Annotated in this window: 12 protein-coding genes and 2 tRNA genes; 1 reads left to right on the top strand and 13 read right to left on the bottom strand. The window is 39.5% G+C overall.

The window, feature by feature from the left end:
• Positions 1 to 179 precede the first annotated feature (179 nt).
• Complete coding sequence (locus JQ841_RS08035) at positions 180 to 1289, bottom strand: AI-2E family transporter (protein WP_153193884.1); 1110 nt, start codon at positions 1287 to 1289, stop codon at positions 180 to 182.
• Positions 1290 to 1391: 102 nt separating this feature from the next.
• Between JQ841_RS08035 and pbp3 the strand changes: the two genes are divergently transcribed.
• On the top strand, positions 1392 to 2633 hold the full coding sequence (gene pbp3, locus JQ841_RS08030; RefSeq protein ID WP_203180613.1) for a D-alanyl-D-alanine carboxypeptidase PBP3: 1242 nt from the start codon (positions 1392 to 1394) through the stop codon (positions 2631 to 2633).
• 85 nt (positions 2634 to 2718) lie between these two features.
• Here the strand turns inward: pbp3 and sufB are convergent, their stop codons facing one another.
• The 12 genes from sufB to JQ841_RS07970 form a co-directional block, all read right to left on the bottom strand.
• Positions 2719 to 4131, bottom strand: a complete 1413-nt coding sequence (sufB, locus tag JQ841_RS08025; RefSeq protein WP_000797050.1) for a Fe-S cluster assembly protein SufB — start codon at positions 4129 to 4131, stop codon at positions 2719 to 2721.
• Positions 4132 to 4191: 60 nt separating this feature from the next.
• Positions 4192 to 4629 (bottom strand): Fe-S cluster assembly sulfur transfer protein SufU, encoded by a 438-nt coding sequence (gene sufU, locus JQ841_RS08020; protein ID WP_001218484.1) that lies wholly within the window; start codon positions 4627 to 4629, stop codon positions 4192 to 4194.
• Entirely contained in the window at positions 4616 to 5842 is a 1227-nt protein-coding gene (locus tag JQ841_RS08015; RefSeq protein ID WP_203180612.1) for a cysteine desulfurase, read from the bottom strand. Before JQ841_RS08015 ends, sufU begins: the two co-directional genes overlap by 14 nt.
• A gap of 10 nt (positions 5843 to 5852) precedes the next feature.
• A complete protein-coding gene (sufD, locus tag JQ841_RS08010) occupies positions 5853 to 7115 on the bottom strand; it encodes a Fe-S cluster assembly protein SufD (protein ID WP_125442800.1) in 1263 nt (420 codons plus the stop codon).
• A 27-nt stretch (positions 7116 to 7142) separates the two neighbouring features.
• Entirely contained in the window at positions 7143 to 7913 is a 771-nt protein-coding gene (gene sufC / locus JQ841_RS08005; protein WP_061416991.1) for a Fe-S cluster assembly ATPase SufC, read from the bottom strand.
• Between the two features lie 149 nt (positions 7914 to 8062).
• A complete protein-coding gene (locus tag JQ841_RS08000; protein ID WP_203180611.1) occupies positions 8063 to 8257 on the bottom strand; it encodes a DUF3272 domain-containing protein in 195 nt (64 codons plus the stop codon).
• Positions 8258 to 8284: 27 nt separating this feature from the next.
• The gene (dnaX, locus tag JQ841_RS07995) at positions 8285 to 9940 is read right to left on the bottom strand and encodes a DNA polymerase III subunit gamma/tau (protein WP_203180610.1); all 1656 of its coding nucleotides are present in this window, start codon (positions 9938 to 9940) and stop codon (positions 8285 to 8287) included.
• Positions 9940 to 10437 (bottom strand): GAF domain-containing protein, encoded by a 498-nt coding sequence (locus JQ841_RS07990; RefSeq protein ID WP_203180609.1) that lies wholly within the window; start codon positions 10435 to 10437, stop codon positions 9940 to 9942. The genes dnaX and JQ841_RS07990 overlap by 1 nt, the downstream gene beginning before the upstream one ends.
• Positions 10438 to 10522: 85 nt before the next feature.
• Positions 10523 to 11725 (bottom strand): 30S ribosomal protein S1, encoded by a 1203-nt coding sequence (gene rpsA / locus JQ841_RS07985; RefSeq protein ID WP_064277006.1) that lies wholly within the window; start codon positions 11723 to 11725, stop codon positions 10523 to 10525.
• 161 nt (positions 11726 to 11886) lie between these two features.
• Positions 11887 to 11958, bottom strand: a tRNA-Gln gene (locus tag JQ841_RS07980).
• 9 nt (positions 11959 to 11967) lie between these two features.
• A tRNA-Tyr gene (locus JQ841_RS07975) sits at positions 11968 to 12048 on the bottom strand.
• Between the two features lie 49 nt (positions 12049 to 12097).
• Positions 12098 to 12328 (bottom strand): DUF2969 domain-containing protein, encoded by a 231-nt coding sequence (locus JQ841_RS07970; protein ID WP_000037110.1) that lies wholly within the window; start codon positions 12326 to 12328, stop codon positions 12098 to 12100.
• Positions 12329 to 12379: the final 51 nt, after the last annotated feature.

Here is a 12379-nt window from a genome sequence, read left to right as displayed (position 1 = left end):
TTTTATAGATAGACAGTAGGCAATACAGTCTAACTTTCCTTACTATTTTATCAAATTTCAGCTAAATTGCAAGTGTTTTACAAAGTTTTTGTGAATTATTCTTAATCAACTAATTCTAAACGACACTTCTACTCCTATCACCTAGCTAAACAAAAAGAAAAATCAGGAATTCCTGACTTTTACTTAGCTAATTCTCTTTCTCGTTCTTTCATTATTTTATGATTTTCATACAAACGTGATAAAAACTTAGAAATTTCTTTTAAGATAGAATAGGTTGGTACTGCGACAATCATACCAATGACACCATAGATATTACTTGATAACAAAAGTAATACTAAAATCGTAATTGGATGAACCTTCATCACACCACCAACGATTCGAGGGTAAAGAATATTTCCATCCACTTGTTGAATAATCAGCATATAAACAACTGCAATCAGCATTCTATGAGGATCAGTAAAGACATTAGCGATAATCATCGGAATCAAACCAATACTTGGGCCTACATAAGGAATGAGATTGGCTAATCCTGAAAAGATAGCGAAGACCAAAGCGTATTTCAAACCGATTACGCTATATCCGATAAAGGCCAAACAACCAATAATAATCGCATCAATAGCAACTCCACTAATATATCGAGCAATTGTAGTATTCAAATTTTTTAAAAGACCTGTAATATGCAACTTGTCTCGCTTTAAAACAGTACGTTCAAGCATCGGCAAGAACTTGTGACCATCTAACAAAAAATAAATTAAAAATACAGGGGTCATGATAATAATCAAAACAGTACTAAAGAGCGCAGATAGGACACTTCCAACACTATTCGTTACACTATTTAGGATATTCTGTAGAATATCTACATAGGAGAGATTTAATTGTTGAATATTCGCTTGAATATCCAAATTTTGAAAGGCTGGATAAGTAGATAAATCCACAATCAAATCTTGTAAACGACTGTAGATAGTCTGGCTAGTCGCAATCAAGCTGGTCAACTGATTGACCAAAATCGGTAAGAGATAGACTACCCCAATAACTAGCCCCCAAACCAAGGCACACAAAGTTAGTAGAATACCAATAATACGATTAATTTTGAAATACTTTTGTAAAAAACTAACAAAGGGATTTGTTAAATAATATAAAAAACTACCTAGAAGAAAGGGAATCATTATGGTATTTGCGACACTTACAAAAGGCGTTATAATCCCACCCATCTGTCTCCATAAATAAAAGATGATGGTTAATAATAAAATCTCACTGGTCCAAAAAAATAATTTATTCTTACGAAACATGGGGTACCTCCATTCATCTATTTTACCACACTTTCAAAAAAGCTTCTTTCTTCTATCATGAAACTGGGAATATTTTTTTCTTTATGTTAGAATAAACTTACTATGAAAAAAATAATTTTAACTCTACTAAGCTTATCTGTGATCGGGTCAGCATCTACTGTTGCTGCTCAGGATTTTAATATTACTGCAAAACATGCCATTGCTGTTGAAGCAAATACTGGAAAAATACTTTATGAAAAAGATGCAACTCAGCCAGTCGAAATCGCTTCAATTACAAAATTGATTACTGTTTATCTTGTCTATGAAGCCTTGGAAAACGGCAGTATTACACTATCAACTCCGGTAGATATTTCTGATTATCCTTACAGATTAACGACAAATTCCGAAGCAAGTAATGTTCCTATGGAAGCTCGTAATTATACCGTCGAACAACTACTTGAAGCAACCCTAGTATCTAGTGCTAACAGTGCAGCTATTGCCTTAGCAGAGAAAATTGCTGGCTCAGAGAAGGACTTTGTTGACATGATGCGAGCAAAACTCTTAGAATGGGGAATTCAGGATGCCACTGTTGTTAATACAACAGGTCTTAACAATGAGACTCTAGGGGATAACATTTACCCGGGCTCTAAAAAAGATGATGAAAATAAACTCAGTGCATATGATGTCGCTATCGTTGCTCGCAACCTCATCAAAAAATACCCACAAGTCTTGGAAATCACTAAAAAACCTTCATCTACTTTTGCTGGGATGACAATCACTTCTACCAACTACATGTTAGAGGGTATGCCTGCTTATCGCGGTGGTTTTGATGGCCTTAAGACAGGAACAACAGACAAGGCTGGAGAATCTTTTGTTGGTACTACTGTTGAAAAAGGGATGAGGGTTATCACAGTTGTTTTGAATGCGGATCATCAAGACAATAATCCTTACGCTCGCTTCACAGCTACTTCTTCACTAATGGATTATATCTCTTCTACATTCACACTTCGCAAAATCGTTCAAAAAGGTGATGCTTATCAAGATAGCAAAGCCCCTGTACAAGATGGAAAAGAAGATACTGTCACTGCTGTTGCCAAAGATGATATCTCTCTAATTGAACGTGTTGGAAGTCAATCTTCCCAATCTGTTCAATTCACTCCTGATTCTAAAGCAATCCCAGCACCACTTGAAGCCGGAACAGTGGTTGGACATTTGACTTATGAAGACAAGGACTTGATTGGTCAAGGTTACATTACCACAGAACGCCCTAGTTTCGAAATGGTAGCAGAAAAGAAAGTTGAAAAAGCTTTCTTCTTAAAAGTTTGGTGGAATCAGTTTATCCGATTTATCAACGAAAAATTATAAAAAAAAATCGCGATTTTAAACCGCGATTTTTTGTTACAAGTTCATCTTCAAAGTTCTTGATTTTGGGTAAATCTAAAATCAAATTTTACCCAACTGATCCTTCCATTTCGTAGCTAATCAAGCGGTTAAGCTCAACAGCATACTCCATTGGAAGTTCTTTTGTAAAGGGTTCTACAAATCCCATAACAATCATCTCAGTTGCCTCAGATTCTGACAATCCACGGCTCATGAGGTAATAGAGCTGTTCTTCTGAAATCTTAGAAACCTTGGCTTCGTGTTCCAAAGCTACTTGCGAGTTATGAATTTCATTAAACGGAATAGTATCTGATGCTGACAAGTCATCCATGATAATGGTATCACACTCAATGTGAGAAACAGATTTCTTAGAGTTCTTGTTAAAGGTTACTTGTCCACGGTAGTCAACCTTTCCTCCGCCTTTAGCAATGGATTTAGACACGATAGACGAGCTTGTATGTGGTGCGTTATGAATCATCTTAGCTCCTGTGTCTTGATGTTGCCCTGCATTGGCAAAGGCAATAGAGAGCATGGTACCACGCGCTCCTTCTCCATCAAGATAAACAGATGGATATTTCATGGTTGTTTTGGCACCCAAGTTACCATCGATCCACTCAACAGTGGCATCCTTTTGAGCCTTAGCACGTTTTGTTACCAAGTTATATACGTTATCAGACCAGTTTTGGATGGTTGTATAGCGCATGTAAGCTCCGTCCAAGGCAAAGATTTCTACGATGGCCGCATGCAAGCTGTTACTTGAATAAGTAGGCGCTGTACATCCTTCGACGTAATGAACACTTGCTCCCTCATCAACGATAATCAAGGTACGTTCAAACTGACCAGTATTTTCGTTGTTGATACGGAAGTAAGTTTGAAGAGGAATATCTACCTTGACCCCTTTTGGTACGTAGATAAAGGTTCCACCAGACCATACTGCTGAGTTAAGGGCAGCCAATTTGTTATCTGTTGGCGGTACCAACTTAGCAAAGTATTGTTTAAACAAGTCTGGGTATTCCTTGAGGGCAGAATCCGTATCTGTAAAGATAATCCCCAATTTCTGGAACTCTTCCTTCATGTTGTGGTAAACCACTTCTGACTCGTACTGGGCAGAGGCACCTGCTAAATAAGCACGCTCAGCTTCAGGAATCCCGATACGTTCAAAGGTTTCTTTAATTTTTTCAGGAACGTCATCCCATGAACGCGCTGGTTTATCAGATGGTTTTTGGTAGTAGATCAAGTCATCAAAATCAATCTCCGACAAGTCTGCTCCCCAAGTTTGCATGGGCATTTTTTTGAAGGTTTCATAAGACTTCAAACGGAATTCTAACATCCACTCAGGTTCTCCCTTTGCAGCTGATAGTTCACGAATGACATCTTCATTCAATCCTTTTCCTGTCGATAGGACAGGCTCTACATCATCATGGAAACCAAATTTATATTCACCAAGGTCAATTGGTTTTGGTTCTACTCTTTCTTCAGCCATAATATCCTTTCTTTCATTCTTCATTTCTACTGATTTATAAGACAAAAGAAACTTGTCTTACTAATTTTCTTGATTTTCAATTGTTTTCTTCAGAGCATTCCAAGCTAGGGTTGCACACTTGATTCGTTGAGGGAATTTGGCAACACCTGACAAAAAGGCTGCGTCACCAAGTTGGTCTTGGCGCTCATCTTTTTGTCCTTGAACCATCTCAGAAAAAATAGTCGCAAGTTCTAAGATTTCTTGTTTGGTTTTGCCCAAAACTGAATCTGTCATCATGCTAGCAGAGGCAGTTGAGATGGTACAGCCTGAGTTTAGAAAAGCGATATCCTCCAAACGATCCTCTGCATCAAACTTGACAGAGAGATTGATAACATCTCCACAGGTTGGATTGTTAAGACTGATTTGTTCAGCGTCTTCTAACTTTCCTTGGTGATGTGGATTTTTCGAATGGTCTGCCACCACTGCCATATAAAGGCTATCTAGTTTAGAAAGTGCCATTGAAAAACTCCTTTGTCTTTTGTAAAGCATCGACTAGCTTGTCGCAATCTGCCTTGGTATTATAGATATAAAAACTTGCGCGAGCTGTTGCTGGAACATCCAAATACTGAAGCAAGGGTTGGGCGCAGTGGTGACCCGCACGAACAGCTACTCCTTCATAATCCAAAGCTGTCGCAAGATCGTGAGGATGAAGATTGCCTAGATTAAAGGCAATGACACCTGAACGTTGAGCCAAGTCCTGCGAACCGTAAATGGTCAAACCTTCAATAGCCTGCAGTTTTGGAAAAACGTAAGAGATTAATTCTTGTTCATGAGCTTCAATCGCATCCATACCAATTTTTTCTAGATAATCTACTGCAGTAGCTAGTCCGATAGCACCTGCCATATTAGGAGTCCCTGCCTCAAATTTCCAAGGTAATTCCTTCCAACTAGCAGATTGCTCATAGACGAAATCAATCATCTCACCGCCGAATTCAACTGGTGACATTTGTTCTAGATACTTCTCTTTGCCGCAAAGAACACCGATACCAGTCGGACCAGCCATCTTGTGACCTGAAAAAGCAAAGAAGTCCACATCCAAGTCCTGGACATCAATCTTCATATGAGGCGTAGATTGAGCACCATCCACCACCATAATGGCTCCAACTTGATGAGCTAATTGAGTGATTTCTTTTATTGGATTGACCACACCCAGAACATTTGAGGCGTGAGCAAGGGAGACAAACTTAACTCTATCAGTCAATTTAGCTCGCAAATCATCCATATCCAGAGCTCCATCCTTGAGATAGACATATACAAGATTCGCTCCAGTCTTGCGGCAGGCTTCCTGCCATGGAATGATATTGGAATGGTGTTCCATGACGGAAATCAAGACCTGGTCTCCCTCAGTCAAGACTTCCTCAGCATAACGCGCTACCCAGTTAAGACTAGTTGTCGTTCCTCTTGTAAAGAGAACTTCCTTTGTAGAGCCTGCATTAATAAACTTACGAATAGTTTCACGAGCCGCCTCATAAGAAGCTGTTGCTCGTTCTGCCAAGGTATGAACACCCCGGTGAACATTGGCATTATCCTGTTCATAGTAGCGATTAATCGTTTCCAGAACTGCTAGTGGTTTTTGTGTCGTCGCAGCATTGTCCAAATAGACCAATGGTTCATCGTTGACAATCTGGTCTAAAATTGGAAAATCCTTACGAATCACTTCTACATCTAACATAGGCTTCCCCTTAGCGTTTTGACAATTTTTCTTCGATAGTTGCAATCATCTCATCACGAACTTCTTTGACTGGAATCTCAACAATAACAGATCCAAGGAAACCACGAACAACCAAACGCTCTGCAGTTGCCTTATCCAAGCCACGGCTCATGAGGTAGTACATGTCTTCTGGATCTACCTGACCGATAGAAGCCGCGTGTCCTGCAGTTACGTCATTTTCATCAATCAAAAGGATTGGGTTGGCATCTGAACGCGCTTGATCTGAAAGCATAAGAACACGACTTTCTTGTTGGGCATCTGCTCCCTTGGCACCCTTGATGATGTGGCCAATACCATTGAAAGTCAAAGTCGCTTTCTCAAGAATAACACCATGTTGTAGGATATTACCAATTGAGTTGCAGCCGTAGTTGGTTACGCGAGTATCAATCCCTTGTACCTGACGGCCACTTGAAAGAGCTACAACTTTAAGATCAGCATGGCTACCGTTACCAATCAAATCGCTATCAAAATCCGCAACGACATTTCCTTCGTTCATGACACCAATAGCCCAATCAATACTTGCATCATTACCTAATTTACCTCGACGGCTAATGTAGGCAGTGACGTTTTCACCTAAACGGTCAATAGCAGCAAACTTCACTTGAGCACCAGAACGTGCAATTACTTCTACTGTGATATTAGCAGTTGCTTTAGCACTTCCTTCACCGCGTGACTCTAAACGTTCCAGATAACTAATCTTAGAATTTTTACCAGCGATAATCATAATATGCTTGTTAAACGGCACATCACTATCGCTGTCTTGATAGAAAATTCCTTCGATTGGTTCAGCAATTTCCACGTTATCAGGAATATAGAGAACAGCACCACTGTTAAAGTAAGCTGTATGGTAGGCTGCCAACTTATCATCATCATATTTAACTGATGACATGAAGAATTCCTCAATAAGCTCTGGAATTTCTTCTAAAGCTGAGTGAAAGTCTGTAAAGACAACACCCTGTTCAGCTAATTCAACTGGAGTTTGCTCAAAAACAGTCTGAGTTCCTACTTGAACCAATTTCAAGTGATTATCTAGAGCTGTGAAATCTGGAACATTTGCTGATGGCTCACTTTCTGTAATCGTTCCATCACCCAGATTCCAACGGTGGAATTTGACACGCTCAATAACTGGTAATTCCAAAGTCTCAATCTTGTCAAAAGCTTTTTGACGGAGATCAGCTAACCAGCTTGGTTCAGCATGCATTTCTGAAAAAAGTTTAATATTTTCTTTAGTCATTTACTTCTCCTAAAAGATACGAGGGAATTACAATTCTTCCTTGTAGTCGTAGCCAAGTTCTTCAGCTAGTTTTGCGTATCCTTCACGTTCCAAACGCGCAGCCAATTCTGGACCACCAGAAAGGACAACGCGACCTTCCATCATGACGTGTACCACATCAGGTGTGATGTAGTTCAAAAGACGTTGGTAGTGAGTGATAATCATAGCACCAAAGCCTTCACCACGCATAGCATTAACACCTTTAGAAACAACTTTAAGGGCATCAATATCAAGACCAGAATCAATCTCATCCAAAAGGGCAAATGTTGGCTCCAACATCAAAAGTTGAAGAATTTCATTACGTTTTTTCTCACCACCAGAGAAGCCTTCGTTGAGGTAACGCTCAGCCATTTCTTCTTTCATGTTGAGCAATTCCATCTTCTCATCCAATTTAGTGATAAACTCACGAACTGAAATTTTTTCATCATCTTCTTTACCAGCATTCATGGCTGCACGAAGAAACTCAGCGTTAGTAATTCCAGGAATTTCTGATGGGTATTGCATAGCAAGGAAAAGTCCCATACGTGCACGTTCGTCCACTTCCAACTCAAGGATATTTACGCCATCAAACAAAACTTCACCTTTGGTCACTTCATAGTTTGGATTTCCCATGATAGCTGCAGAAAGAGTCGATTTACCTGTACCATTTGGTCCCATGATAGCGGCGATTTCTCCTGTTTTCAGGGTCAGGTTGACCCCTTTTAAAATTTCTTTTCCTTCAATCTCAACGTGAAGATTTTTGATCTCTAATACTGACATGATAGTTCCTTTCTTTTTCAAGGCCTTTACAGTGTTACTAGAAACATACTTGATTTTCCTAGAAAACACGGTAAAAGGTCAATAAATATACTTTTATAGTATAACAAAAAAAAGCCTAAAAGGCTTTGATTTTGTCTAGAAGCTGAGGACTAGTCTTTTCCTTTTAAATGCTGGTCAATGACATCTACAATCTTGCCCATCAAGTAACTGACTCGGAAATTTCTAAAAAGCAAAACGGCCCAAAAGGCTGCCATAATATAACGACCAGTCATCCAAGCTTCATTGAAAAAATAGGTCTCAGCAGCTGTAAACAGCGCGATGATAATAAATTGTTGTCTATTCATAAACTTATTGTATCATGAAATCTTTCTTTAGTCTTCCTCTACCTTCACTTTATCAGCCAAAAATTCAAATCCTTCTGGGATCAGACTTTCTTCTGCTTCTTTTTCAGTTTGAGTAGATTTAGCTTTGGCTGAAAAGGCTGCGCGAACTTCTTTCCATTCCTCCATGGAAATAGCTAAAATCTCAGGTGAAAAACCTGCTGCCTGACTGAGGATGTTGCCAAACATAGTGTTGAGATTGTCTCGTTTCATTGTTTGACCAGCATTAAAGTTAGACTCAAAAGCAAGAATAGCATGGTGCTCATTGGCCGCAACCGGTTGAGAACCAACCAGCAAAGCCTTATCAGGGCCTCCAAGACTTTCAATCACTTCTCCCCAGGCATTCTGCAAGCGAATCAGATTTTGACGTGCTAAATCTGGATTTTCAACGGCCTCTTGTAGGATTGATTGAACCTTATTGCGATCCACACGATAGACGGTCTTGCTCGCTGCTGGACGGGTAGGTACTGGACTAGTTTGTTTTGGTACAGTGTCCACATTTGCGAGTTCATGTTTGAGACGGGCAACTTCCTGTCTCAATGCAGAAATTTCATGTTCAACTGCCCCAGAAAGAGCTGGTTCAGGCTTAATCTCTGCCAATCGAATAGTCATCATCTCAGCATAAATCTTGGGCTGCAAACTAGACTTAATATCTGCTAAACTGACTGTCGCCAAGCGAATCATTTCAAACAGATTTTCCTGAGGGAGTGCCAAATTTTCTACAAAGACTGGACTATGATGAGTGTTTTCTCCCCCTGTTTGAACAATTAACAAATCTCTTAAATAGTGTAAAAGGTCGGTCACAAAACGAGTCATGCTCTTACCATTGTCAAAGAGAAGATTTAAGCATGCTAGGGCCTTGGGAACATCCTGTTGAGACAAGGCGGCCACATAATCATCCAAGGCTGATAGACTAATAGTACCAGTAATTTCTTCAGAGATGGCAGTCGTCAGTTCGTTTCCCTGTGTCAAACTCAGGGCTTGATCCAAAATAGACAAGGCATCTCGCATTCCACCTTCAGCCCGTCTGGCAATGATTTCCACAGCCTCTGGTTCAGAACTGATATTTTCTTTTTCTAAAATATAGTGGATATGTTCCTTAATATCCTGTGTCTTAATCGATTTAAACTCAAAACGTTGCACACGAGATAGAATCGTAGCAGGAATCTTGTGCAATTCAGTAGTAGCCAAAATAAAGACCACATTCTGTGTTGGCTCTTCCAACGTCTTTAGGAGGGCATTAAAAGCCCCTGTAGACAGCATGTGAACCTCATCTATGATATAAACCTTATAACGAGCAAGGCTAGGCGCATAGGTAGATTTATCACGAATTTCACGAATTTCATCAACCCCATTATTAGAGGCTGCATCCATTTCGATGACATCTTCTAAACTACCATCCGTCACCGCTTGGCAAATATAGCAGTTATTACAAGGTTCACCACCCACTTGATTGGGACAGTTCATAGCTTTGGCAAAGATCTTAGCCACACTAGTTTTTCCCGTTCCACGTGGACCAGAGAAAAGATAGGCATGACTTATTTTCTCTTGCTCTACTGCTTGTTTAAGAGTCTTAGCCACAACTTCTTGACCAACCAACTGGGAGAAGTTTTGACTTCTATATTTTCGATAAAGTGCTTGATACATTAGGCTTTCTCCCCAAACATTGTAAAGTCCCATTCTGTCTTTTCAAGCAAAATAGCGACAAATTGTTCCAAATAATCTCGATCCATAGCATCATAATCATCAAACTCTGAAGAATCCAGATCCAGAACCCCGAGCAATTGACCATTCTTAACCATCGGAACAACAATTTCACTTTTAGCTCGACCATCACAAGAAATATAGTTGGGATAAGTCCTTACATCACCAACTAGAACCGTTTCCTGAAAGTGAGCTGCCTCCCCACAAACACCTTTTCCAAGTGCAATACGGATACAGGAAACACCGCCTTGGAAAGGACCTAAAACCAATTCCATTCCATCGAACAGATAAAAGCCTGCAAATACGGTATTAGGGAAGCGTGATTTTAGAAGAGCGCTGGCATTGGAAAGATTAGCCAAAACATTGGTTTCACCTTCCAATAAAAAAGATAGCTCTTCATTTAACATTTGATAACGTGATTGTTTTTCTGATTCTAGCATAGAACTATTATATCAAAAAAGGCTTATAGACAAAAGAAAAATCCCTTGTTTAGAAAACAAAGGATTTTGTGAATTTTCAATTTGATTAAAGTTCGATATCACCGAACAAGTCAGCCATTGAGAATCCTGTTTGTGTTTCTGGAAGTTCGAAATCACGTTTTTCTTGACGTTTTGGACGACGTGGACGAGCAGCACGTTTTTCTTCTTTTTGTCCTTCTTCTTGAGCTGGACGCTCTTCAAGAGCTTTGATAGAAAGTGATACGCGCTCTGCATCAGCGTTAACTTCAAGAACTTTAACTTGAACTTCTTGACCAACTTTAAGAGCTTCTTTTGGATTTTCAATACGTTTGTGTGAAATTTGTGATACGTGAACAAGTCCATCGATACCTGGCAATACTTCAACAAATGCACCGAAGTCAGTCAAACGTTTAACTGTTCCTTCTACTACATCACCTTTAGCCAATTTTTGCTCAACGCCATCCCATGGTCCAGGTGTTGTTGCTTTAAGTGAAAGTGATACACGTCCTTCTTCTTCGTTAAGATCAAGGATTTTCACTTCAATTTCTTCACCAACAGTTACAACTGATTTTGGTGATACGTTACGTTCGTGTGACAATTCAGTCAAGTGAACCAATCCGTCAACACCACCAAGGTCGATGAAAGCACCAAAGCTTGTGATACGAGCAACTTTACCAGTTACAACATCACCAACAGCCAATTTACCGAATACTTCAGCGCGAGCTGCTGCAGTAGCTGCTTCAACAACTTCACGACGTGAAAGGATGAAGCGGTTTTCTTTAGCGTCAACTTCTTTGATTTTAGCATCAAATTCTTGACCTACAAAACGCTCAGTGTTACGTACGAAACGAGTATCCAACATTGAAGCTGGGATAAATCCACGAACACCTTCAAATTCTACTGAAAGTCCACCTTTAACGGCACGAGTTCCTTTAACAGTAACAACTTCTTCTTCGCGACCAACAAGTTTGTCCCATGCTTTGCGAGCTTCAAGGCGTTTTTTAGATACAAGGTATGTAACTGTATCAGTATCTTTACCAACTACTTGACGAAGTACAAGAACATCCAATACTTCTCCTACTTTAACAAAGTCATTGATATCTGCATCGCGATCGTTTGTCAATTCGCGAAGAGTCAAGACACCTTCAACACCAGTCCCAGAGATTGCAACGTTAGCTTGAGTCGCATCAACTGTCAATACTTCAGCACTAACAACATCACCAGGCTCAACTTGGCTAACGCTATTTAGCAAATCTTCAAATTCGTTCATCTAAAAAATCCTCCAACAATCAAGTTTTTCTTAAACTTGACATACTTATAATTTTTTTCCTAAGCACCCGCAAGGACATGTTCATATCGTTCACGTCTTTCAATTATAAAAATAAAATACCCTAAGATATTTTGCTTTTTATCTTGATCATTACCTAAGAACTGGGGTAGCTGGATTCGAACCAACGCATGAGGGAGTCAAAGTCCCTTGCCTTACCGCTTGGCTATACCCCATTGATGAAATGGAGAGAGAGGGATTCGAACCCCCGAACCCGAAGGAGCGGATTTACAGTCCGCCGCGTTTAGCCTCTTCGCTATCTCTCCTACAATCAACATGGACTATTATATCATGAAAATTTCAAAAAAACAAGACTTATTTTGCTAAATTATAATTTTCAATCAAAATTTCCACAGCTTTTTCCAATTTTTTATAAAAACTATCGACATTCCCATTCTTTATAATGGCAAATTGTCCATCTAATTCGGCAATTTCTCCGATAACTTTTTTACCAATGGTCAATGTATAACCTTCAAAACTGTCTTTTCCTACCTTAACTTTGGCATCTGCTACTTGAATTTCGATTTTTTTATCTTTCTTACTCATTTCATACCTCTCTTCACTTTTTCTATTTTACAAGAAAATCCTAAAACTAGC

The sequence above is a fragment of the Streptococcus mitis genome (assembly GCF_905187535.1).
GTDB classification, from domain to species: Bacteria; Bacillota; Bacilli; order Lactobacillales; family Streptococcaceae; genus Streptococcus; species Streptococcus mitis_BS.
Note: the sequence above shows the minus strand (reverse complement) of the source record. Positions and strands in the feature narration are given on the sequence as shown.